The sequence below is a fragment of the Variovorax sp. 01N425 genome (genome assembly GCF_056399465.1).
Genome location: NZ_JBFTRJ010000014.1, coordinates 168,378 through 191,481 on the forward strand (window position 1 = coordinate 168,378; position 23,104 = coordinate 191,481).

General features: G+C 69.4%; 16 protein-coding genes. 7 read left to right on the top strand and 9 right to left on the bottom strand.

All coding sequences use genetic code 11. From position 1 onward, the window contains the following. Positions 1-37: 37 nt before the first annotated feature. The 6 genes from AC1DSC_RS24245 to leuS form a co-directional block, all read right to left on the bottom strand. A complete protein-coding gene (locus AC1DSC_RS24245; RefSeq protein ID WP_026283919.1) occupies positions 38-1,909 on the bottom strand; it encodes a potassium transporter Kup in 1,872 nt (623 codons plus the stop codon). A gap of 174 nt (positions 1,910-2,083) precedes the next feature. Continuing rightward, positions 2,084-3,394 (bottom strand): glutamate--cysteine ligase, encoded by a 1,311-nt coding sequence (gene gshA, locus AC1DSC_RS24250; protein ID WP_012745589.1) that lies wholly within the window; start codon positions 3,392-3,394, stop codon positions 2,084-2,086. Positions 3,395-3,515: 121 nt separating this feature from the next. Further along, positions 3,516-4,811, bottom strand: coding sequence for a glutamate-5-semialdehyde dehydrogenase (locus tag AC1DSC_RS24255; RefSeq protein WP_418146624.1), 1,296 nt, complete (start codon positions 4,809-4,811; stop codon positions 3,516-3,518). Between the two features lie 134 nt (positions 4,812-4,945). Beyond that, complete coding sequence (holA, locus tag AC1DSC_RS24260) at positions 4,946-6,031, bottom strand: DNA polymerase III subunit delta (protein WP_436034958.1); 1,086 nt, start codon at positions 6,029-6,031, stop codon at positions 4,946-4,948. A gap of 4 nt (positions 6,032-6,035) precedes the next feature. Continuing rightward, entirely contained in the window at positions 6,036-6,557 is a 522-nt protein-coding gene (locus AC1DSC_RS24265; RefSeq protein ID WP_436034957.1) for an LPS-assembly lipoprotein LptE, read from the bottom strand. A gap of 20 nt (positions 6,558-6,577) precedes the next feature. Next, positions 6,578-9,208 carry a leucine--tRNA ligase gene (leuS, locus tag AC1DSC_RS24270; RefSeq protein WP_436034956.1) on the bottom strand — a complete coding sequence of 877 codons (2,631 nt, stop codon included), beginning with the start codon at positions 9,206-9,208 and terminating at the stop codon, positions 6,578-6,580. Positions 9,209-9,411: 203 nt separating this feature from the next. Here leuS and AC1DSC_RS24275 point away from each other — a divergent pair, with 203 nt between their 5' ends. Both AC1DSC_RS24275 and AC1DSC_RS24280 read left to right on the top strand, forming a co-directional pair. Then, the gene (locus AC1DSC_RS24275; RefSeq protein ID WP_436034955.1) at positions 9,412-10,389 is read left to right on the top strand and encodes a Bug family tripartite tricarboxylate transporter substrate binding protein; all 978 of its coding nucleotides are present in this window, start codon (positions 9,412-9,414) and stop codon (positions 10,387-10,389) included. Next, a complete protein-coding gene (locus AC1DSC_RS24280; protein ID WP_436034954.1) occupies positions 10,382-11,461 on the top strand; it encodes an NAD/NADP octopine/nopaline dehydrogenase family protein in 1,080 nt (359 codons plus the stop codon). The genes AC1DSC_RS24275 and AC1DSC_RS24280 overlap by 8 nt, the downstream gene beginning before the upstream one ends. On the opposite strand, the gene AC1DSC_RS24285 is transcribed toward AC1DSC_RS24280, so the two are convergent. Genes AC1DSC_RS24285 through AC1DSC_RS24295 form a run of 3 tightly spaced genes read right to left on the bottom strand, consistent with a single transcriptional unit; the run spans position 11,456 to position 14,092 of the window. Then, on the bottom strand, positions 11,456-12,073 hold the full coding sequence (locus tag AC1DSC_RS24285) for a peroxidase-related enzyme (protein WP_436034953.1): 618 nt from the start codon (positions 12,071-12,073) through the stop codon (positions 11,456-11,458). The two genes, AC1DSC_RS24280 and AC1DSC_RS24285, sit on opposite strands and share 6 nt — an antisense overlap. Further along, positions 12,070-12,591, bottom strand: coding sequence for a CMD domain-containing protein (locus AC1DSC_RS24290; protein ID WP_436034952.1), 522 nt, complete (start codon positions 12,589-12,591; stop codon positions 12,070-12,072). Before AC1DSC_RS24290 ends, AC1DSC_RS24285 begins: the two co-directional genes overlap by 4 nt. 25 nt (positions 12,592-12,616) lie before the next feature. Next, on the bottom strand, positions 12,617-14,092 hold the full coding sequence (locus AC1DSC_RS24295) for an FAD-dependent oxidoreductase (protein WP_436034951.1): 1,476 nt from the start codon (positions 14,090-14,092) through the stop codon (positions 12,617-12,619). Positions 14,093-14,233: 141 nt separating this feature from the next. Between AC1DSC_RS24295 and AC1DSC_RS24300 the strand changes: the two genes are divergently transcribed. The 5 genes from AC1DSC_RS24300 (at position 14,234) to glgA (ending at position 23,089) form a co-directional block, all read left to right on the top strand. Further along, the gene (locus tag AC1DSC_RS24300; protein ID WP_436287172.1) at positions 14,234-15,907 is read left to right on the top strand and encodes an alpha-glucosidase; all 1,674 of its coding nucleotides are present in this window, start codon (positions 14,234-14,236) and stop codon (positions 15,905-15,907) included. 8 nt (positions 15,908-15,915) lie between these two features. Next, positions 15,916-18,087 (top strand): 1,4-alpha-glucan branching protein GlgB, encoded by a 2,172-nt coding sequence (glgB, locus tag AC1DSC_RS24305; RefSeq protein ID WP_436287171.1) that lies wholly within the window; start codon positions 15,916-15,918, stop codon positions 18,085-18,087. Positions 18,088-18,091: 4 nt separating this feature from the next. Continuing rightward, complete coding sequence (gene glgX / locus AC1DSC_RS24310) at positions 18,092-20,173, top strand: glycogen debranching protein GlgX (protein ID WP_436287170.1); 2,082 nt, start codon at positions 18,092-18,094, stop codon at positions 20,171-20,173. Positions 20,174-20,267: 94 nt separating this feature from the next. Continuing rightward, positions 20,268-21,584 (top strand): glucose-1-phosphate adenylyltransferase, encoded by a 1,317-nt coding sequence (gene glgC / locus AC1DSC_RS24315; protein ID WP_436287169.1) that lies wholly within the window; start codon positions 20,268-20,270, stop codon positions 21,582-21,584. A gap of 17 nt (positions 21,585-21,601) precedes the next feature. Then, positions 21,602-23,089, top strand: coding sequence for a glycogen synthase GlgA (gene glgA, locus AC1DSC_RS24320; protein ID WP_436287168.1), 1,488 nt, complete (start codon positions 21,602-21,604; stop codon positions 23,087-23,089). The last annotated feature ends 15 nt before the right edge of the window (positions 23,090-23,104 follow it).

Here is a 23,104-nt window from a genome sequence, read left to right on the forward strand (position 1 = left end):
GGGCGGCCTGCCGCGGCAGGGCCCGTCGCCATCATCATCAGATCTCGATCTTCGAGCCCAGCTCGACCACCGCGTTGTTCGGCAGCCCCAGGAATGCGGCGGCGCCGCTCGCGTTGTGGTGCATCTGCGCGAACAGCTTCTCGCGCCACGGCGCCATGCCGCTGCCCAGCGTGGGAATGACGACGTCGCGCGAGAGGAAGTAGCTCGTCGTCATCGGCTCGAGCTGGCAGCCGCGCATGCGCGCGTTGTCGAGCGCGCGCGGCAGGTCGATGTCGTTCTTGAAGCCGTAGTGCACGGTGACCTGCCAGCAATGGTGGCCGAGCGCCTCGATCTCGATGCGCTTGTCCATCGGTATCCAGGGCACTTCGTGGTTGCGCACGGTCACGAACATGTTCTGCTCGTGCAGCACCTTGTTGTGCTTGAGGTTGTGCAGCAGCGCATTGGGCACCACGCCGGGTTCGGCGGTGAGGAACACCGCGGTGCCGTCCACGCGCGCGGGCGGGCTCTCGAACACCGAATCGAGAAAGGCCTTCAGCTCGATGGCGTCGGCGCGCTGCACCTCGCCCATCAGCCGGCGGCCTTCCTTCCAGGTGATCATCAGCGTGAACACGGCGCCGCCGATCACCAGCGGGAACCAGCCGCCCTCGAACAGCTTGAGCAGGTTCGAGGCGAAGAACAGGAAGTCGACCACGAAGAACATCGCGGTCGATGCAATGCACAGCGCCAGCGGCAGCTTCCAGGCGTAGCGGATCACGAAGAAGGTCAGGATCGTGGTGATCAGCATGTCGGTGGTCACGGCGATGCCATAGGCCGCGGCCAGGCTGCTCGACGAGCGGAACATGACCACCGCCAGCACGATGGCCACGAACAGCCCCCAGTTGACCAGCGGAATGTAGATCTGCCCCGCCGTACGCACGCTCGTGTGCTCGATGTTCAGGCGCGGCAGGTAGCCCAGCTGGATGACCTGGCGCGTGACGCTGAAGGCACCCGTGATGAGCGCCTGCGACGCGATGACGGTGGCCGCCGTGGCCAGCAGCACCAGCGGAACGAGCGCCCATTCGGGCGCCATCATGAAGAAGGGGTTCTTCACGGCCTCGGGGTTCGCCAGCAGCAGCGCGCCCTGGCCGAAGTAGTTGAGCGTGAGCGCCGGCATCACGACCGTGAACCAGGCCACGCGGATCGGCCGCTTGCCGAAGTGGCCCAGGTCGGCGTAGAGCGCCTCGGCGCCCGTCACGCACAGCACCGTGGCGCCCAGCAGGATGAAGCTGGTGCCCGGGTTGTCCCACATGAACTTCAGCGCGAACCAGGGGTTCAGCGACTTGAGGATTTCAGGGTGGTGCAGGATCTGCGACACGCCGAGCACCGCAATGGCCAGGAACCACGCGAGCGTGATGGGCCCGAAGAACTTGCCGATGCCCGCCGTGCCGCGCTTTTGCACCACGAAGAGGCCGAACAGCACCACCAGCGTGACCGGCAGCACATAGTGCTTGAAGTGGGGCGACACCACTTCGAGGCCTTCGACCGCCGAAAGCACCGAGATGGCCGGCGTGATGACGCCGTCGCCATAGAAGAGCGAGGTGCCGAAGATGCCCACCAGCAGCAGCACGTGGCGCAGCCTGGGCTTGTCGGCCACCGCGCGCGAGGCCAGCGCCAGCATGGCGACCAGGCCGCCCTCGCCTTCGTTGTCGGCGCGCAGCACCAGCACCACGTACTTGATCGACACGATGACGGTGAGCGTCCAGAAGAACATCGACAGGATGCCGTAGACGTTTTCGACAGTGAACGGCAGGTGGCCGTGGCCGAACACTTCCTTGACTGCATACAGCACGCTGGTGCCGATGTCGCCATAGACGACACCGATGGCGCCGATGATCAAGGCGGCGGCGGAAGTGGATTTGGGAGGTGACACGAAGTCGATGGGAAAAAGGGAGGCTGCCCGCGCGTAACCAGACGTCACACGCACCGAGATGCTGCCGCGGTGGAATTTCCAGCCGCCGCGCGCACCCCTCCGCCCTTTTGTTTCCTTTGCTGTGGGGCCGCTATTTTGCCGCCGACCGGGGCCCGCGCAAGCCGCCCCGGAAAATCATTCGTAGATTTCGGCGTCCGGATCGGTGGCTTCCATCTCGTAGCTCGCAGCCACCATGGCCAGGCGGCCCACCACGCCATACATGTAGAAGCGGTTCGGGGCGCTCGCGCCGGGCTTGGCGCCGGGCTGCGGCAGGTGCGCGCTTTCGGAGAACGCCAGCGGCACGAAGCTCGCGCCCGGGAGCTTGAGGTTCTCGTCGGGCGCACGCTCGGCATGCACGCGGTAGAAGCCGCCCACCACGTAGCGGTCCATCATGTAGACCACCGGCTCGGCCACGCCGTTGTGCACGCGCTCGTTGGTCAGCACGCCTTCCTGCACGATCACCTCGCCGGGCTCGCGCAGCTCCCTGGCGGCCGCGCCCGCCTTGCCTGCCGGAGCGCTGCGCGGCTTGCCGACCAGGCCCTCGACTTCCTTCGCGTCGCGCACGGTGACCACGCCCGGGCCGTCGCCGCCGACATGGCCCTTGACGACGACGAAAGGCTTCTCATTGATGCCGTATTCCTTGTACTTGCGGCGCACCTTGGTCAGCACCGCGTCCACGTGGCTGGTCAGCACGTCGATGCCGCGGCCTTCGGAAAAATCGACGCCGTCGGCGCGCGCATAGATCGGGTTGATCAGCCAGGGGTCGATGCCCAGCAGCTTGCCGAAGCGCTTGGACAGCTCTTCGTAGCTGTGCAGGTGGTTGCTCTTGCGCCGCACCGACCAGCCCGCGTGCAGCGGCGGCAGCAGGTACTGCTCGTGCAGGTCTTCCAGGATGCCCGGCGTGCCGGCCGTCAGCTCGTTGTTGAGCAGGATGGTGCAGGGATCGAAGTTCTTGAGCCCGAGGCGGCGCTTGCTGCGCACCACGGGCTCCAGGCACACGGTCTCGCCGTTGGGCAGCTCGATCTTCTTGGGCGACTTGATGGCCGGATCGATCGAGCCCACGCGCACGTTCAGTCCCGCCATGTGGAAGATCCGCACCAGCTGGGCAACGTTGGCGAGGTAGAAGGTGTTCTTCGAGTGGTTCTCGGGAATGACCAGCAGGTTGCGCGCTTCCGGGCAGATCTTCTCGATGGCGGCCTGCGCGGCCTGCACCGCCAGCGGCAGCATCTCCTTGGTGAGATTGTTCCAGCCGCCGGGGAAGAGGTTGGTGTCGACCGGCGCCAGCTTGAAGCCCGCGTTGCGGATGTCGACCGCGCTGTAGAACGGCGGCGTGTGCTCCATCCATTCGAGCCGGAACCAGCGCTCGATGGCGGGCGTGGAGTCGAGGACGCGCTGTTCCAGTTCGTTGATCGGGCCGGTCAGGGCGGTGACGAGATGCGGAACCATGCGGCGGCCTTGTTGGATTTGTACTTGAAAGGTAGAGCGGAATTGTAGGATTTGGGGATGGCCGCCCCAATGACAAGACTACGTAGAGCGGACTTGGTTCAGTCCGCCCGCTTCCGGTGCATCAGCTGCGCACTTCGCCCTGCCCGAGCACCACGTATTTGAGCGAGGTCAGCCCTTCGATGCCGACCGGCCCGCGCGCATGGAACTTGTCGGTGCTGATGCCGATTTCCGCCCCCAGGCCAAACTCGAAACCGTCCGCGAAGCGTGTGCTCGCATTGACCATGACGCTGGCCGAATCGACCTCGCGCAGGAAACGCTGCGCATGCACGTGGTCGCGCGTGACGATCGCGTCGGTGTGGTGGCTCGAGTAGCGGTTGATGTGCGCAATGGCCTCGTCGACCCCTTGGACCACCTTGATGCTGATCACCGCGGCAAGGTATTCCTCGGACCAGTCGGACTCGGCCGCGTCGACGATTCTTGCGCCGGCACCGGCCAATGCCTCGTCGGCGCGCAGGATGCGGGCCGCCACCGGGTCGCAGCGCATCTCAACGCCCTTGGCCGCGAAGATGGCGGCGATCCGGGGCAGGAAGTCTTCGGCCACCGCGGCCGACACCAGCAGGCCTTCGGCCGCGTTGCAGGGGCTGTATTTCTGCGTCTTGGCGTTGTCGACGATGCGCAGCGCCATCTCGAACTCGGCCGTGTCGTCCACATAGACGTGGCAGTTGCCGTCCAGGTGCTTGATGACCGGCACCTTGGCATCGCGGCTGATGCGCTCGATCAGGCCCTTGCCGCCGCGCGGGATGATCACGTCGACGAACTCGGGCATCGCGATGAGCTGGCCCACGGCCTCGCGGTCGGTGGTCTGCACCAGCTGCACCGCCTCGACCGGCAGGCCGGCCTCGGCCAGCGCGCCGGACACCAGCAGCGCCAGCGCCTTGTTCGACTCGATCGCTTCCGAGCCGCCGCGCAGGATGGCGGCGTTGCCGCTCTTGATGGCCAGGCTCGCGGCCTCGATGGTCACGTTGGGGCGGCTCTCGTAGATCATGCCGAAGACGCCGATCGGCACGCGCATCTGGCCCACGCGGATGCCGCTGGGCTGCTGCTTCATGCCGATGATCTCGCCGATCACGTCGGCCATGCCGGCGAGCTGCTCGCAGCCCAGCGCCACGGTCTCGATGACCTTGGGCGTGAGCTTGAGGCGGTCGACCATCGGCGCCGACAGGCCGGCGGCCGTGGCGCGCGCCAGGTCCTTCTGGTTGGCCTCGGCCAGCCCCGGGCCGGCTTCGCGCAGGCGCTTGGCCAGGGCCTTCAATGCTCTGTTTTTGGTAGCTGCATCCGCTCGGGCCATGAGGAATGCGGCGGTTTTTGCCTGCAGGCCGAGGGTCTGCATGTGCTCGCTGACGTTGAACGCGTTCATGCGGGCATTTTCCTGCATTTGGATCAACCCCAGGCTTCGCCCATTTGCCGGGTTGTCCCCTCTCCCTCCGGGAGAGGGCTAGGGTGAGGGCCGCGGCACCCGAAAACGCGCGATGCGATGAAGGCCGCCGGCCCTCACCCCAACCCTCTCCCGGAGGGAGAGGGAGCGGGAGCGGTGCTGCAGGCGCGGCACAGCATCAGCGCCAGGCGCTGCAGCGCCTGCCAGCCGCCGGCCGGCCAGTCGGGCTGCTTGAGCCCCTTGCAGATGCCGTCCACCACATGGGCCGCGCGCAGCAGGCGGGCCAGCATGCGGTCGTCCAGCCGCGGCAGCACGCGCTCGAAGGCGCGCTCGCGCGGGCCCCAGATGCGGTTCTCGCGCAGCGCCATGGGCAGCGGCCGGCCCGCGGCCATGGCGTCCTTCACGCGCTTGAGCGCGCGGATGTCCTCAGCGATCGTGTAGTGCACCAATACCTCGGCCTCGCCTTCGGCCTGCAGGCCGTCGAGCATGCGCGCCACGCGCTGCGGGTTGCCGGCCAGCACGGCCTCGGAGAGCTTGAAGACGTCGTAGCGCGCCACGTTGTTGACCGCGCCCTCGACCTGCTCCCAGCTCAGCTCGCCGGCCGGGTGCAGCAGGGCGAGCTTCTGGATCTCCTGGTGGGCGGCCAGCAGGTTGCCCTCCACGCGGTCGGCAAAGAACTGCAGCGTGCGCTGGCCTTCGTCGCCGGGCATCACGCGCTGGCCCTGCAGGCCCAGGCGCTGCGCGATCCACTGCGGCAGCGCGTTGCGCTCGATCGGGTCGACCTGCAGGCTCACGCCGTTGTTCTCGAGCGCCGAGAACCAGGCACCGGTGCGCGTGGCCTTGTCCAGCCGCGGCAGCATCACCAGCGTGAGCGTGCTGTCGTTGCCCTGCGCCGCCTCGGCCAGCTGCTGCAGCGCGGTGCTGCCGTCCTTGCCGGGCTTGCCCGAGGGAATGCGGATCTCGACGATCTGCTTGTCGGCGAACAGCGAGAGCGAACCGCCCGCCGCGAGCACCGCGCTCCAATCGAAGTGCGCGCCGGCCACGGTGTACGAACTGCGCTCCGTATAGCCCGCCACGCGCGCCGCGGCGCGGATGGCATCCGCCGCCTCCTGCGCGAGCAGCGGCTCGTCGCCATGGATCGTGTAGAGGGGCTTCAGCCCCTTCTGCAGATGGGAGCCCAGCTGGGCACTGGCAAGTTGCATCCGCCTAGAGTTCCTTGACGGCCGCGAGGCGGCGCATCAGCTGCTGCGCGATGTCGGCCTGCATGTCGCGGTACAGCAGCTCGGCTTCGCCTTCCTTGGCGAGCGCGTTGGTTTCGTTGAAGCTCAGGTCGCGCGTCTGCGACACCTCGGTGGGCGCAAGCAGCATCTTGCCGCCCGGCGTGCGCAGGCTGAAGCGAACGCGCAATTGCAGCTGCAGCTCGCGCAGCAGGCCGGCCGAATTGGTCGAGATCACGATGCGGTCGCGGTTCTCGCCGAGGATCTCGAGGATCGCGTCGGCGCTCTGGGTCTGATCGGGCGGCACCAGCGTGACGGTGCCCGCGGCGCGCATCTCGCGCCGCAGCCGGTTGATCAGTTCCGAATTGCCCGACAGCGACAGCGTCTTGAACGCGAACACCGGCGCCTTGCGCAGTTCGAACCCGCAGCCGGCCAGCGCGAGGCTCGCGCCCGCCACAGCCAGGCCCAGGAGAAAGCCGCGGCGCGGCAGCGGGGCGTTGCGATTGTTCATGCTTCTATCGTTCGTTTCGTTCAGATGACCACGTTGACCAGCCGGCCGGGAACCACGATGACGCGCTTGGCCGGCGCGCCTTCGGCGAACTTGACGAAGTCGTCGCACGAGAGCGCGAGCGCTTCGATCTCGGCCTTGGAGGCGCCGGCCGGCACGCGCAGCGCGCCGCGCAGCTTGCCGTTGACCTGCAGCATGAGCTCGATCTCGTCCTGCTCCAGCGCGGCCACGTCCACCACGGGCCAGGGCGCATCGAGCAGGTCGCCCAGCTCCTTGTCGTAGCCCAGATGCTGCCAGAGCTGGTGGGCGATGTGCGGCGTGGCCGGATACAGGCAGCGCAGCAGGATGCCCAGGCCTTCGCGCAGCGCGGCGGCATCGCCGGCGCTGCCGTCGGGCTTGAAGCCTTCGAGCGCATTCAGGAGCTTCATCGCGCCTGAGACCACGGTGTTGTATTGCATGCGCTGGTAGTCGTAGTCGACCTGGCGCAGCACGGTGTGCACTTCGCGCCGCAGCCCCTGGGCGGCCTTGCCGAAGGCCTGGCCGCCGAACGCCACCGGGGCCATGTCGGCCTGCGCCACGCCGAAGTTCCAGACCCGGCGCAGGAACCGGTAGCTGCCTTCGACGGCCGCGTCGTTCCACTCGAGCGTGGCCTCGGGCGGTGCGGTGAACATGGTGTACAGGCGCGCGGTGTCGGCGCCGTACTTCTCGATCAGGTCCTGCGGGTCGACGCCGTTGCGTTCGCTCTTGCCCATCTTGCCGACGCCGCCGTATTCGACCTTGGTGCCGTCCGCGGTGGTGCCGCCGACGATGCGGCCCTGCGCATCGAGCGTGGGCGTGACCTCCAGCGGCGGGTGGTAGTTCTTGCCGCCCTTCTCGTCGCGGTGGTAGTAGATGTGGTTGAGCACCATGCCCTGCGTGAGCAGCTTGCTGAAGGGCTCGTCGACCTTCACCAGGCCCAGGTCGCGCATCACCTTGGTCCAGAAGCGCGCGTACAGCAGGTGAAGGATCGCATGCTCGATGCCGCCGATGTACTGGTCCATCGGCATCCAGTAGTCGGCGCCCTCGGCGACCATGGCCTGGTCGTTCTTCGGGTCGCAGTAGCGCATGAAGTACCACGAGCTGTCGACGAAGGTGTCCATGGTGTCGGTCTCGCGCCGCGCGGGCTTGCCGCAGACCGGGCACACCACGCCGGCATGGAAGCCTTCGTGCTTGGCGAGCGGGTTGCCCGAACCGTCGGGCACGCAGTCGGTGGGCAGCACCACGGGCAGGTCCTTCTCGGGGACCGGCACCGCGCCATGCTCGTCGCAATGGATGATCGGGATCGGCGTGCCCCAGTAGCGCTGGCGGCTCACGCCCCAGTCGCGCAAGCGCCAGGTGGTCTGCATCTCGCCCAGGCCCTTCTGGGCGAGCGCATGCGCCACGGCGGCCACGGCCTCCTTGTGGGTCATGCCGCTGAAGTTGTCGGAGTTGATGGTGACGCCGCGCTGCTTGTCGCCATACCAGTCCTGCCACTTGTGATAGTCGAAGTGCGGCTCGTCGTCGACCAGCACCACCTGGATGATCTCGATGCCGTACTTGTTGGCGAAGGCGAAGTCGCGCTCGTCGTGCGCGGGCACGCCCATCACGGCGCCGTCGCCGTAGTTGATGAGCACGTAGTTGCCCACCCACACCGGCACCTGCTCCTCGGTGATCGGGTGCTTGACGGTCAGGCCCGTGGGCACGCCCTTCTTTTCCTGCGTGGCGAGCTCGGCCTCGGTGGTGCCGCCGCTCTTGCATTCCTCGATGAAGGCCGCGACCTTGGGGTCGAGCGTGGCGGCGTGCGCGGCCAGCGGATGCTCGGGCGCCACGGCGCAGAAGGTGACGCCCATGATGGTGTCGGCGCGCGTGGTGAACACGTACATGCGGCCGTCCTGGATCAGCTGGCCGCTCGCGTCCTGGATGTCGTGCGTGAAGGCGAAGCGCACGCCCTCGCTCTTGCCGATCCAGTTCTCCTGCATCAGCTTGACGCGCTCGGGCCAGCCCGGCAGCTTGTGCTGCGTGTGCTCGAGCAGCTCTTCGGCGTAGTCGCTGATCTTCAGGTAGTAGCCCGGAATCTCGCGGCGCTCGACCGTGGCGCCGGTGCGCCAGCCCTTGCCGTCGATCACCTGCTCGTTGGCCAGCACGGTCTGGTCAACCGGGTCCCAGTTGACGACCTGCGTCTTGCGGTAGGCAATGCCCTTTTCGAGCATCTTGAGGAACAGCCACTGGTTCCACTTGTAGTAGCTGGGATCGCAGGTGGCGATCTCGCGGCTCCAGTCGATCGCCAGGCCCATGGCCTGGAGCTGGCCGCGCATGTAGTCGATGTTCTCGTAGGTCCACTTGGCCGGCGGCACGCCGTTCTTCAGCGCCGCGTTCTCGGCCGGCAGGCCGAAGGCGTCCCAACCCATGGGCATCAGCACGTTGTAGCCGCTCATGCGCAGGTAGCGCGTGAGCATGTCGTTGATGGTGTAGTTGCGCACGTGGCCCATGTGCAGCTTGCCGCTGGGGTACGGCAGCATCGAGCAGGCGTAGTACTTTTTACGGCTCGCGTCTTCGGTGACGCGGTAGGCATCGGCGGCGCTCCATTGCGCCTGGGCAGCGGACTCGACGTCGCTGGGTTTGTAGCTGGGGTTCATGGCGGTTCGGCAAGACCCGGCGCGGGGTGGCCGGGGAGGACGGATTATCGCGCCGGACTAGACTCGCCCCCAGTCTTCGCGCACTTCGTGTCGCTGCGCCAACCCCCTGCCGGGGGCAACACCAGCGGCCCGGCAAAGCCGGTTCCGCGGTGTTTCGCGAAAAATGCATGACTTCCTGCCACCTGACGCAGACGGAAAACGCCATGAAACTGCTCCTGAAACACCTCGCCCTGGGCCTCGCGGCCGCTGCCAGCCTGGCCGCGGTGCCGCTGCATGCGCAGCCGAACGGCGACAAGCCGCTGCGCATCGTGGTGCCCTTCGCCGCCGGCGGGGCGCAGGACGTGATCGCCCGCTACCTGGGCGCCAAGCTCAGCGACAAGCTCGGCGGCAGCGTGATCGTCGACAACAAGGCGGGCGCGGGCGGCATCGTGGCGGCCGATGCGGTGGCCAAGGCGACCGATGGCGCCACCGTGCTGCTGGCCACCGGCGGCGCCATCACCATCGCGCCCCACCTGCAGTCCAAGCTTCCCTATGACCCGGTGCACGACCTGGCGCCCGTGGCCCTGGTCGGCGACACGCCGATGACCGTGGCCGTGCGCACCGAAAGCCCCTACAAGACCCTGGCCGAGCTGCTGCGCGATGCCAAGGCGAAGCCCGGGCAGCTGACCTACGCCTCCACCGGAAACGGCACCGTCTCGCACCTGACGGGCGCGCTGCTGGCGCAGGCGAGCGGCGTGAACCTGCTGCACGTGCCCTACCGCGGCGCGGCGCCGGCGCTGACCGACCTGCTGGGCGGCCAGGTGGCGCTGATCGTGACCAGCGCTGCCTCCATCGAGCCGATGGTCGCGAGCGGCAAGGCCCGCGTGCTGGGCACCTTTTCGCGCGCGGCCCTGCCCAGCCTCGGCACGCCGCCGACGGTCGCGGAGGCGGCGGGCCTCGCGGGCATGGACGTGCCGGTGTGGGTGGGCGTGATGGCGCCCGCGCGCATGCCGGCGGCCAGCATCGAGAAGCTCTCGGCGGCGCTGGTCGAGGTGTGCAACCTGCCCGAGACCAAACAACGCTTCGCGCAGCTGGGCGCGGTGAACACCTGCGGCGGCGGCGCGGCGCTGGGCAAGGTGATTGCCGAGGACAGCCAGCGCTGGGCGAAGGTCATCAAGCAGGGCGGGATCAAGATTGACTGAGGCTGCGGCAGGGCGCCTGCGGGTCGGCATCGCAGGCACCGGTGCGATCGCCCTGGCGAGCGCGGCGTGGCTGCGCCAGGCGGGCCACGGCGTGATGCTCTGGTCGCCGGGCGGCCAGGGTGCCGAGGCCCTGCGCACGCAGCCGCTCGAAGCCGCCGGCGTGCAGCCCTGCCGCGTGGCGGTCGAGGTGGCCGGCGATGCGGCGCAGCTTTGCCAGGCGTCGGACGTGCTGCTGATCGCCCTGCCGGTCAATGGCCACCGACAGGTGATGGACGCGCTGCTGCCCTTCCTGCGCGACGGGCAGACCGTGATCGTCAGCTCGATGGCCTCGCTGTCGTCGCTCTATCTGCACGAAGGCGCACGGCGCGCAGGCAAGCGGGTGATGGTCGCGAGCTTCGGCACGACGGTGCTGACCGCGCGCCGCGAATCCGCCACGCAGGTCCGGGTGATGACGCGGCGGCAGGCGGTCGGGGTCTCCGCGCTGCCCAACTCGGAGATCGAGCAGGCCGTCGAACTGTGCACGGCGCTGTTCGGCGGCGGCTTCTTCGCGCAGGAGAACACGCTCGCCAGCGCGCTCGCGAACGTCAACCCGCAGTCCCACGGCCCGCTGGCCGTCTTCAACTGGACCCGCATCGAGCATGCCGAGAACTGGCCGCAGTACCACTGCATGACCCCCGGCGTGGCCCGCGCGATCGAGGCGCTGGACCGGGAGCGGCGCGCCGTGGCCGGCGCCTTCGGCATCGTGCTCGGTCCGATCGAGGAGCATTTCGCGCGCTCCTTCGGCACGGAATCGGCCCGGCTCGAGGACATCGCGGCCGAGCTGCATGCGAAGCGCGGCGGACCGCCCGGCCCCGTGCGCACCGACACGCGCTACCTGAGCGAAGACATGCCTTACGGCCTGGCCTTCGTCGAAGCGCTCGGTGCCATCGCCGGCGTGGCGACACCCGCGACGCGCACCATCGTCGATGCCGCCTCGCTGGTCAACGGCATCGACTACCGGCAGCAGAACGACCTGCTGGCGCCGCTCGGCCTGGCCCGCGAGACCGTCGCCGGGCTGCTCGCCCGCCTATGACGCGGCGGCCGCCGCAGCCGGAAAGACCGGCTCGCCCAGGTTGAGCATCAGCCGGTTGGCCCAGGCGAAGAGCGCCACCGAATGAATCAGGTCGAGGATCTCGAGTTCGGCGAGCCCCACCGCCTTGAGCGTTCGCACATCGTCGGCCGACACCTTGCCGGGCTCGGCGCCGAGCCGGACCGAGAATTCGACGATGGCCTTCTCGCGCGGCGTGGTGCCCGCGGAAGCCGGCTCCTCGAACACCTGCGTGATCACATCGCTGCGCTTGGCCAGCTGCTCGAAGCGCTGCGCATGCACCGAGGCGCAGTACACGCAGCCGTTGACGCGCGACTCCACCGTGGCGCCCAGCTCGCGCTCCGCGCGCGGCATGCCGCCCGGCGCGAACATGATCGCGTTGAAGGCGATGGAGCGCTGCAGCAGCATCTCCGGCTGATGCGCGAGCAGCAGGAAGTACGGCGAGGTGCGGGCCTGCGGGCTCATCTCGTCGAGCGCGGCCAGCTGGGCCGGCGTGGCCGAGGCAACGTCGACCGGGTCGAGCCAGGGCTTCCAGCTCAGCACCTCGTTGGTGAAGCCCTTGATGCGGATCGGCGCGTTCGTATTGCTCGTGCTCATGCTGCAACCTCCGCAGCAGCCAGCGCCTGCAGCCCCGCGACCACGCGGACCTGGTAGGAGAGAAAGGCGATCAGCTGGCCCAGCGCGACGATGGCGGGCGTCGAGAGCCCGGCGTCGGCCAGCGACTGCACCGCGGCCTTGTCGCCCTCGATGGGCCGCTCGATCAGGCTCGCGGTGAAGGCCAGCACCGTGCGCAGCCGCGCATCGGCCACCGGGGCACCGCTGCCCACGGCCGCGATCAGCTCGCGGTCCACGCCCTCGGCCAGCAGTTGCTCTCGGTAGTGCGCGGCGAGCGTCGCGGCCTTCGAGACGCTGCATGCATGCAGCGCGACCAGCAGGCGCTCGGCCACCGAAAGGCCTTCGACCGATGGCGAGAACATCGCGTCGTAGCTGCCCTGCGTGGCCGCCACGACCTTGTCACGCTGCTGGCGCAGCAGGCGGGTGGCGTGGCCGGGCACCAGCGGCACCGTGGCGTCGATCACGTCGATGGCTAGGGGAGAGTCGGAAAGAGTGGTCATGCGTTTCGATGAAGAAATCTGGAGTTCAGCCGCGTTCGGACGGCGGCGGCGCGGGCACCCATTCGTCGCCGAACAGTTCGGGCTCGCTGTAGGCCTCGAGGTTGGCGAAGTGCTGCTCGAAGTCCTCGCGGTAGAACAGGCTGGCCATGCCGCTCGCAAGCCGCCTGGCGCCATCGCTGATCGCGGGAATGTCGCCCGACACCGTGCCGTGCGACAAGGCCGCGGGATAGCAGAAGCAATGGATGCGCTCCAGGCCCGGGCACTCGCCCGCTGTGCGCTCGCGGAATTCGAAGGCCGGCCCGAGATCGGGCGAATCGGCCAGTTCCTGGTCTTCGTCGCCGGGCGCGGGCACGAAACGGTCCTTCCAGGTGCGCACATGCGATGCAATGGTGTCGAACTCGGGGCGGCAGCGCCAGTCGATCTTGAAACCGGTCGAAACAACAAGGAAGTCGAACACGAAGTCGCCCCGGGGCGTGGCCACGCGCATTGCCGCGCCCTGCGGCTCGACCGCAAGCACCGGGCAGCCGAAATTGAAGAACGCGTTCGGGTGGCGCGACACGCGCAGCGTGCTGCCATGCGGCGGCGGCACGTTGGCGACGTTGATGTAGTGGCGGATGCGCCACTTGAACGCGTCGGGCAAGTCGTAGTGGCCCTGCGTCAGGCCCGGCACGCCGGCGCCCTTGCCCTTGTTGACGCGCGGCAGGTCGGGCCGGCGGATCAGGAGCTCGACGCTGTGCGCGCCGGCCTCCAGCGCGGTGGCCGCGCTGTCCATGGCCGACGAGCCCGCGCCGACCACGCCCACGCGCAGCCCGGCGAGCCGGCCGTAGTCCATCTCGTCGGACGAATGGGCCCACTGCGAGCGCGGCAGCGCGTTGACGAACGCCGGAACCGCGGGGCCGCCAAGCCCGTCGCGCCCCGTGGCCAGCACCACGCGGCGCGCCAGCACCTGCTCTGCACCGGCCGGCGTGCGCAGCGCGAGCCGCACCATCGCACCATCGGCGAGCGGCTGGATGCCGGTGACGGCCGTGTCGTTGCGCACATCGACGTTCATCACGCGGCGGTACCAGCGCAGGTAGTCCATCCACTGCAGGCGCGGGATCTTGTCCATCGCGGCCCAGACCTCGCTGCCGAACTGGGCCTCGAACCAGGCGCGGAAGGTCAGCGCGGGCAGGCCCAGCGCGGGGCCGGTCAGTTCCTTGGGCGAGCGCAGGGTTTCCATGCGCGCCGTGGTGGCCCACGGCCCTTCGCTGCCTGCGGTCGCGCGGTCGAACACCACCGCCCGGATGCCCTGCTGGGCCAGTGCGGCCGCAGCCGCGAGCCCGGCCTGGCCGGCGCCGATGATGGCCACGTCCAGCACGGGCTCGCCGCCGTGCGTGCGAGCCGGCATCCAGGCGCGCGCGGGCCAGCCGAAGCATTCGAGATCCCGGGCGAGCCGCTGCTCGAGCGCGGCAAGGCCTTGCGGGTGGAGGGATGGGGCGGGGGAAGCGGCGTCGGTGGTCATCTTGCAAAACGAAACGGGAAGCGGGTTCGCATGGAACCCCGCCCAGTGTAGAAAGCTTTTCAGGCGGGACCGGGACAGGCCCATGCACGGACCGGGCCCGGATCTCGCATGCCACAATGATTTTCAGACCACAGGGACAGCATGCGCAGCAACAACAGCAGCAATGGCGAATGGTGGCGCGGCGCGGTGATCTACCAGATCTACCCGCGCAGCTTCATGGACAGCAACGGCGACGGCATCGGCGACCTGCCCGGCATCACCTCGCGGCTCGATCATGTGGCGAGCCTGGGGGTCGATGCGATCTGGGTGTCGCCCTTCTTCCGCTCGCCGATGAAGGACTTCGGCTACGACGTGGCCGACTACCGCGCGGTCGATCCGATCTTCGGCACGCTGGCCGATTTCGACGAGATGCTGGCGCGCGCGCATGCGCTCGGCCTCAAGATCATCATCGACCAGGTGCTCTCGCACACCTCCGACCAGCACGCCTGGTTCGCCGAAAGCCGCGCGAGCCGCGACAACCCCAAGGCCGACTGGTACGTCTGGGCCGATCCGCGGCCCGACGGCACGCCGCCCAACAACTGGCTCTCCGTCTTCGGCGGGCCGGCCTGGCAGTGGGATTCGCGCCGCCGCCAGTACTACCTGCACAGCTTCCTCCAGGAGCAGCCCGACCTGAACTTCCATTGCGCCGAGGTGCAGGAGGCGCTGCTCGGTGAAGTGCGCTTCTGGTGCGAGCGCGGCGTGGACGGCTTCCGCTTCGATGCCTGCAACCACCAGTTCCACGACGCGCTGCTGCGCGACAACCCGCCGGCCAGCGCCGCCTCGCTGGACGAGGTGAGCACGGTGCGGGCCGACAACCCCTATGCCATGCAGCAGCACCTCTACGACAAGAGCCAGATGGAGAACCTGCGCTTCCTCGAAAGCCTGCGCGGGCTGCTCGACGACTACGGCGCGGTCGCGCTCGGCGAGGTCGGCGACGAGAACGCGCCGCCCGTCATGGCGCAGTACACCGAACTGGGCAAGCGCCTGCACCTGGCCTACAGCTTCAGCCTGCTGACGGCCGAGCACAGCGCCCGGCACCTGCGCCACCAGGTCGAGACACTCGACCAGGCGCTCGCGCCGACCGGCGGCTGGGGCTGCTGGGCCGTGTCCAACCACGACGTGCCGCGCGTGGCCACGCGCTGGAGCGGCGGCGGCCCGGAAGACACGCGGCGCGACCGGCTCTGGCTCGCGCTGCTGCTCGCGCTGCGCGGCAGCGCCAGCATCTACCAGGGCGAAGAGCTCGGCCTGCCCGAGGCCGAGGTGCCGTTCGAGCTGCTGCAGGACCCCTACGGCCGCGCCTTCTGGCCCGAATTCAAGGGCCGCGACGGCTGCCGCACGCCCATGCCCTGGAAAGCCGACGAGCTGCACGCCGGCTTCACCACCGGCGGGCCCTGGTTGCCGGTCTACGGCCGCCACCTGCCGCTGGCGGTCGACCGCCAGTCCACCGATCCAGATTCCATGCTCGCATTCAGCCGCGCGCTGCTGCGCTGGCGCCGCGCCCAGCCGCTGCTGCGCACCGGCAGCATCGCCTTCATCGATGCACCGGAGCCCGTGCTGTGGTTCGAGCGGCGCGAAGGGAACCAATCGCTGCAGGCCGTCTTCAACCTGGGAGGCGAGTCCGTGTCCATCGCGCTGCGCGAGGCGCTCGAGCCGCTCGCGGGGCATCCGTTGGCATCGTCGTCGTCCCTGCAGGCCGGCGGCGAAAGGCGCATGCTGAGGCTGGCGCCCTACGGCGTCTTTTTCGGCCGCCCCGCCGGCGAAGAAGAACCGATGTGAAGAACAACATGCCTTCCCTGCTGCTGCCCGAGCGCGAAGTCCATGCGCTGATGCGCGCCGAGCACGGCGATCCGTTCGCGGTGCTCGGTCCGCACGAGACGCGCGACGGCCTGCTGGTGCGCGCGCTGCTGCCCGGGGCGCAGAGCGTGGCCGTGGTGCACACGCGCACGGGCTGGCCGCTGGCCCTGCTGTCGCGGCAGGAAGGCTCCGACCTCTTCGCGGGCCTGGTGCCCGCGGCGGAGGCGCTGCTGGGCTATTCGTTCCAGGTCGACTGGGGCACGCACAGCTCGCGGCTCGAAGATCCGTACCGCTTTGCGTTCGTGCTGGGTGCCACCGACGTGTGGCTGCTGGCCGAGGGCACGCACCTGCGGCCCTGGGAGCGGCTGGGCGCGCACCTGTGCGAGATGGACGGCGTCAAGGGCGTGGCCTTCGCGGTCTGGGCGCCCAATGCGCGGCGCGTTTCGGTGGTCGGCGACTTCAACAACTGGGACGGCCGGCGCCACATGATGCGGCTGCGCCGCGAATGCGGCGTGTGGGAAATCTTCGCGCCGCAGCTGGCCACGGGCGACAGCTACGAGTTCGAGATCCTCTCGGCCCAGGGCGAGGTGCTGCGCAAGGCCGATCCCTTCGCCTTTTCCTCGCGCCTGCGGCCCGAGACCGCCTGCGTGGTCGCGCCGCTGCCCGCGCCCGTGGCGATGCCGCCCGGACGCGCCGCCGCCAACGGCCGCCATGCGCCAGTGAGCATCTACGAGGTGCACCTGGGCTCCTGGCGCCGCAAGAACGGCCATGAATGGCTGGACTACCGCGAGCTGGCCGACACGCTGGTGCCGTACGCGCGCGACATGGGCTTCACGCACATCGAGCTGCTGCCGGTCAGCGAGCATCCGTTCGACGGCTCCTGGGGCTACCAGCCCATCGGCCTGTATGCGCCCACCTCGCGCTTCGGCACGCCCGGCGACTTCCGCCATCTGGTCGAAGCCGCGCATGCCGCGGGCCTGGGCGTGATCCTCGACTGGGTGCCCGCGCACTTTCCCACCGACGCGCACGGCCTGGGCCGCTTCGACGGCACCGCGCTCTACGAATACGCCGACCCGCGCGAAGGCTTCCACAACGACTGGAAGACCTTCATCTTCAACTACGGCCGCACCGAGGTGCGCAACTACCTGGTCGGCAATGCGCTGTACTGGCTCGAGCGCTACGGCGTGGACGGGCTGCGCGTCGACGCCGTGGCCTCCATGCTCTACCGCGACTACAGCCGCGAGCCCGGCGAATGGGTGCCCAACATCCACGGCGGGCGCGAGAACCTCGAGGCCATCGACTTCCTGCGGCGCATGAACCGGGTGGTGGGCGTCGAGCGCCCGGGCGCCGTCACGCTGGCCGAGGAATCGACCAGCTTTCCGGGCGTGACGCGGCCGCCCGAGGACGGCGGCCTGGGCTTCCACTACAAATGGAACATGGGCTGGATGAACGACACGCTCGCCTATGCAGGCATCGACCCGGTCCACCGCAAGCACCACCACCAGAAGATCACCTTCGGCCTGATGTATGCGCACAGCGAGAACTTCGTGCTGCCGCTCTCGCACGACGAGGTGGTGCACGGCAAGGGCTCGATGTTCGGGCGCATGCCCGGCGACGAGTGGCAGAAGTTCGCGGGGCTGCGCAATCTTTATGGCTACCTCTGGGCCTATCCGGGCAAGAAGCTGCTGTTCATGGGCAATGAATTCGCCCAGGTGGCGGAATGGAACGCCGACCGCAGCCTCGACTGGCACCTGCTCGAGCAGGCGCCGCATCAGGGCATGCGGCGGCTAGTGCGCGACCTCAACAACGTGTACCGGCACTTCCCGGCGCTGCACGAGCTCGACACCGAAAGGGCCGGCTTCGAGTGGCTGGTGCATGACGACCGGGAGCAGTCGGTCTTTGCCTTCGTGCGCCGGGCCCAGGGCGGCTCCTTCGTGGTGGCGGTGTGCAACTTCACGCCGCTGCCGCGCCACGGCTACCGGCTCGGCGTGCCGGCGGCGGGCGCCTACCGCGAGGCCATCAACACCGACGGCGCCGTGTACGGCGGCAGCGGCGTCGGCAACGGCGTGGTCGACAGCGAACCGGTGCCGTGGCACGGCCGGGCCGCTTCGATTCTCATCAGCGTGCCGCCCCTGGCCACCGTGATGTGGGTGCTGGCTTGAAGCGATGCTGAGTCCGGGCTCCCCCTTCCCCCTTGGCGCGACGCTCTCGCCGAACGGCGTGAACTTCGCGCTCGCGGCGCCCAGCGCCGAAGCCGTCGAGCTCTGCCTTTTCGACGGCACGGGCCAGCACGAGCAGCAGCGCATCCGGCTGCCGGCCTTCACCGACGGCGTCTGGCACGGGCTGCTGCCGAGCGGTCGCGCCGGGCTGGTCTACGGCTTTCGCGTGCACGGCCCGTGGGCGCCGCACGAGGGAAAGCGTTTCAATCCCGCGAAGCTGCTGCTCGATCCGTATGCGCGCGAGATCGTCGGCAGGTACGACGGCAGCGAGCTGTTCCTCGGACACGATCCCGCGAATCCGCACCAGCGCAACACGCGCGACAACGGCGCCGTGGCGCTCAAGGGCCGCGTGGCGGCCGCCGCCGATGGCTCGGCCGCACCGGGCCATGCCCGCATCCCGGCCGGCGAGCGCGTGCTCTACGAACTGCATGTGCGCGGCCAGACCCGGCTGCACCCGGGCGTGCCCGCGGCCTTGCGCGGCACCTATGCGGGCCTGGCCGAGCCCGTGGTGCTCGACCACCTGCAGGCCCTGGGCGTCACCACGCTGAGCCTGATGCCGGTGCAGCACCGCGCCGACGAACAGCGGCTGCTCGCCATGGGCCTCAGCAACTACTGGGGCTACAACACCATCGGCTGGTTCGCGCCCGAGGCGCGCTACTGGAGCGGCCGCGCCGGCACCACGCCGGCCAGCGAATTCCGCGCCCTGGCCGACGCGGTGCATGCGCGCGGCATGGAGCTGGTGATCGACGTGGTCTACAACCACAGCGCCGAGAGCGACGAGCTCGGTCCCACGCTGTCGATGCGCGGCATCGACAACGCGCTGTACTACCACCTGCGCGCCGATGACCGCGCGCTCTACGCCAACTGGGCCGGCACCGGCAACTGCCTCGACCTGGCCGAGCCGCGCGTGCTGCAGCTCGTGATGGACAGCCTGCGCCACTGGGCCTGCGCGCTCGGTGTCGACGGCTTCCGCTTCGACCTCGCGCCCGTGCTGGGGCGCGGCGCCGATGGCCATTTCGACCCGCGCGCGCCCTTCTTCGCGGCCATCGCGCAAGACCCCGTGCTCTCGCGCACGCTGCTGATCGCAGAGCCCTGGGACATCGGGCCGGGCGGCTACCGCCTGGGCGAATTCCCGCCGGGCTGGCTCGAATGGAACGACCGCTACCGCGACACGCAGCGCGGCTTCTGGCTGCGGCAGGGGCGCGAGGGCGCCGCCGGCCTGGGCGACTTCGCGCACCGCTTCACGGCCTCGAGCGCGCAGTTCGCCCACCATGGCCGCGCGCCCACCGCCAGCGTCAACTTCATCACCGCGCACGACGGCTTCACGCTGCGCGACCTGCTCTGCTACGAAGAGCGGCACAACCTCGCCAACGGCGAGAACAACCGCGACGGCCATGCGCACAACCTGAGCAACAACTGCGGCGTCGAGGGCCCGAGCGATGACCCCGCCGTGCAGGCCGAGCGCGGCCGCCTGCAGCGCGCGCTGCTCGCCACGCTGCTGCTGTCGCAGGGCACGCCGATGCTGCTGGCCGGCGATGAGCTCGGCCACAGCCAGCAAGGCAACAACAACGCCTACTGCCAGGACAACGAAACCACCTGGCTCGCCTGGATCGGCGCCCACGATCCCGCGAGCGAAGCAGCGCGCCTGAGCGCCTTCGTCGCCCGGCTCGTCGCCCTGCGCCGCGAAGCGCCCGTGCTGCGCAGCACGCGCTGGTGGCCGGCCGAGCCGGCAGAGGGCGCGCCGGGCATCCATTGGCTGCGGGCCGACGGCCAGCCGATGCGCGAAGCCGACTGGCACGGCGGCACGGCGCTTGCAATCCTTTTCGAAGCGGCGGCCGCGGATGCGGGCGCCTGGCTGGTGCTGGTGAATGCGGGGCCGGCGGCCGTGCCGTTCAGGCTGCCGGCGGGTTCATGGCAGTGGCGGCTCGCGACCGACGATCCGGCGCCCGAGGCCGGCGCCGCGCAGCCACAGCCGCATGCCGGCACGGTGGAGGTACCGCGTTCGAGCCTCCGGATTGCAAGAACGTAGCAGCCAGCCGCGCCGCACGGTGCTAGGCTGGCTGCAGAAGCGCTGAAGACGAAGAAGACAAGACGACAAACCGCCAAACGAACGGAGACACAGGATGGACAACCACAGCATCAGCAGCAACAGCGCGCCGCAAGCCCCCCTGCAGGCGCATCAACTGGTCCGCCGCACCATCGCGCTGGTGCTGGCCGGCGGCCGGGGCTCCCGCCTCAAGCAGCTGACCGACCGGCGCGCCAAGCCGGCGGTGTACTTCGGCGGCAAGTTCCGCATCATCGATTTCGCGCTGTCGAACTGCCTGAACTCGGGCATCCGGCGCATGGCGGTGGTCACGCAGTACAAGTCGCATTCGCTGATGCGCCACCTGCAGCGCGGCTGGAGCTTCCTGCGCGCCGAGCTCAACGAGATGGTCGACGTGCTGCCCGCGCAGCAGCGCACGGGCGACGAGCACTGGTACCGCGGCACCGCCGACGCGGTGTACCAGAACCTGGACATCATCCAGACCCGCTCCACCAAGCACGACTACGTGGTGGTGCTGGCCGGCGACCACATCTACAAGATGGACTACTCGATCATGGTCAAGGACCATGCCGAGCGCGGCCTGGGCTGCACGGTCGGCTGCATCGAGGTGCCGCGCATGGAGGCCACCGCCTTCGGCGTGATGGCCATCGACGACGGCCGCCAGATCACGGCCTTCCTCGAAAAGCCGGCCGACCCGCCCGCCATGCCGGGCCATCCCGACGTGGCGCTGGCCAGCATGGGCATCTACGTGTTCGATTCCGAGTACCTCTACCAGCTGCTCGAGGAAGACGCCGCCAACCCCGATTCGAGCCACGATTTCGGCAAGGACATCATCCCGCGCGCCGTGGCGCAGGGCCGCGCGCTCGCGCATCCCTTCGGCATGTCCTGCGTCACGCGCGCCTCGCGCGGGCCCGACGCCAAGGCCTACTGGCGCGACGTGGGCACGATTGATGCATTCTGGGCAGCCAACCTCGACCTGGCCTCGATCACGCCCGAACTCGACATCTATGACACAGACTGGCCCATCTGGACCTACCAGCGGCAGCTGCCGCCGGCCAAGTTCGTGCTCGACCGCGAGGGCAAGCACGGCATGACGGTCAACACCATCGTCTCGGGCGGCTGCATCGTCTCGGGCTCCAAGGTCAGCAGCTCGGTGCTGTTCTCGGGCGTGCGCATCCACTCGTTCTGCGACATCAACGAGGCCGTGCTGCTGCCCGACGTCGAGGTGGGCCGCGGCGCCCGGCTCAACCGCGTGGTGGTCGACCGCGGCTGCGTCATTCCGGACGAGATGGTGATCGGCGAAGACGCCGACGCCGATGCCGCGCGCTTCGAGCGCACCGAGAACGGCGTGGTGCTGGTCACCCGCGAAATGCTCAAGCGCCTGCTGGCTGCCTGAGGCCGCACCCTTCCCCGATGCGAATCCTCCAGGTCAGCGCCGAACTCTTCCCCCTGCTCAAGACCGGTGGCCTCGCCGACGTGGCCGGCGCGCTGCCGCTCGCGCTCATGGCCGCCGGACAGGACGCACGCGTGCTGCTGCCCGGCTTCCCGGCCATCCTGGCCGGCGTGCGCGACCTGGCGCCCGTGGCCGAATTCACGGCGCCCTGGGGCCCGGAACGCTTCGGCCTGCGCGCGGGCCGCATCGCCATCGACGGCGCGGCGGCGCCGATCACCGCCTACGTGATCGATGCGCCCGCGCTGTACGACCGGCCCGGCAACCCGTATGAAGACGCCACGCGCCAGCCCTACGGCGACAACCACCGGCGCTTCGCGCTGCTGGGCTGGGCCGCGGCGCAGCTGGCGCAGGGGCTCGATCCCGCGTGGCAGCCCGAGGTCGTGCATGCGCACGACTGGCATGCGGGGCTGGCGCCGGCCTACCTGCACTTCGCGCGCGAGGCCGGCGCCACCCGCACTGGCAGCGTGTTCACGGTGCACAACCTGGCCTACCAGGGCATCTCGGCGCCATGGAACTTTGCCGATCTCGGCCTGCCCGCGCCGGCGTTCCACATGAACGGGCTCGAATACCACGGGCAGGTGTCCTTCATGAAGGGCGGCCTCTACTTTGCCGACCGCCTGACCACCGTGAGCCCGACCTACGCCCGCGAGATCCAGACGCCCGAGCAGGGCTTCGGCCTGGACGGCCTGCTGCGCCTGCGCGGCGGCGTGCTCACGGGCATCCTCAACGCGGTCGACGACGAGGTCTGGAATCCGGCCACCGACAGCGCGCTGGTGCAGGGCTACCACACGCCCGAAGGCCGCCACATGGCGGGCAAGGCGCGCTGCAAGGCGGTGCTGCAGCACCAGCTCGGCCTGGCCGAGCGTCCCGATGCGCCGCTCTTCATCCTGGTGAGCCGGCTCACCGAGCAGAAGGGCCTGCACCTCGTGCTCGGCGGCCTCGACACCCTGCTGGCCGAAGGCGGCCAGCTCGCGCTGCTGGGCAGCGGCGAGGCCGGGCTCGAGCAAGCCTTCCGCGAGCGCGCGGCGGCCGCGCCCCGGTCGGTCAGCGTCACCATCGGCTACAACGAAACGCTCGCGCACCAGCTCTTCGGCGGCGGCGATGTGACGCTGGTGCCATCGCTGTTCGAGCCCTGCGGCCTCACGCAGATGTACGGCCTCAAGTACGGCAGCCTGCCGCTGGTGCGCCGCGTCGGCGGCCTGGCCGACACGGTGGTCGACTGCACGCTCGAGGACATGGCCAGCGGCCATGCCACCGGCTTCGTCTTCGACCGCTTCGATGCCGCCGACTACGATCGCGGGCTGCGGCGCGCCTTCGCGCTCTACCAGCGTGCGCCCGACTGGCGCCGCGTGCGCGGCAATGCCATGCGGCGCCCGGCCGACTGGGCCAGCGCCGCCGGCCAGTACATCGAGGTCTACCGGCAGGCGCTCGAGTCCGCCGGCACCTGAACCAAGCGCCACGGC

Excerpts from the sequence above, each read along its gene's own strand:
- gshA (WP_012745589.1), bottom strand. The coding sequence starts at position 3,394 with ATGGTTCCGCATCTCGTCACCGCCCTGACCGGCCCGATCAACGAACTG.
- AC1DSC_RS24255 (WP_418146624.1), bottom strand. The coding sequence starts at position 4,811 with ATGAACGCGTTCAACGTCAGCGAGCACATGCAGACCCTCGGCCTGCAG.
- holA (WP_436034958.1), bottom strand. The coding sequence starts at position 6,031 with ATGCAACTTGCCAGTGCCCAGCTGGGCTCCCATCTGCAGAAGGGGCTG.
- AC1DSC_RS24265 (WP_436034957.1), bottom strand. The coding sequence starts at position 6,557 with ATGAACAATCGCAACGCCCCGCTGCCGCGCCGCGGCTTTCTCCTGGGC.
- leuS (WP_436034956.1), bottom strand. The coding sequence starts at position 9,208 with ATGAACCCCAGCTACAAACCCAGCGACGTCGAGTCCGCTGCCCAGGCG.
- AC1DSC_RS24275 (WP_436034955.1), top strand. The coding sequence starts at position 9,412 with ATGAAACTGCTCCTGAAACACCTCGCCCTGGGCCTCGCGGCCGCTGCC.
- AC1DSC_RS24285 (WP_436034953.1), bottom strand. The coding sequence starts at position 12,073 with ATGAGCACGAGCAATACGAACGCGCCGATCCGCATCAAGGGCTTCACC.
- AC1DSC_RS24290 (WP_436034952.1), bottom strand. The coding sequence starts at position 12,591 with ATGACCACTCTTTCCGACTCTCCCCTAGCCATCGACGTGATCGACGCC.
- AC1DSC_RS24295 (WP_436034951.1), bottom strand. The coding sequence starts at position 14,092 with ATGACCACCGACGCCGCTTCCCCCGCCCCATCCCTCCACCCGCAAGGC.
- AC1DSC_RS24300 (WP_436287172.1), top strand. The coding sequence starts at position 14,234 with ATGCGCAGCAACAACAGCAGCAATGGCGAATGGTGGCGCGGCGCGGTG.
- glgB (WP_436287171.1), top strand. The coding sequence starts at position 15,916 with ATGCCTTCCCTGCTGCTGCCCGAGCGCGAAGTCCATGCGCTGATGCGC.
- glgX (WP_436287170.1), top strand. The coding sequence starts at position 18,092 with ATGCTGAGTCCGGGCTCCCCCTTCCCCCTTGGCGCGACGCTCTCGCCG.
- glgC (WP_436287169.1), top strand. The coding sequence starts at position 20,268 with ATGGACAACCACAGCATCAGCAGCAACAGCGCGCCGCAAGCCCCCCTG.
- glgA (WP_436287168.1), top strand. The coding sequence starts at position 21,602 with ATGCGAATCCTCCAGGTCAGCGCCGAACTCTTCCCCCTGCTCAAGACC.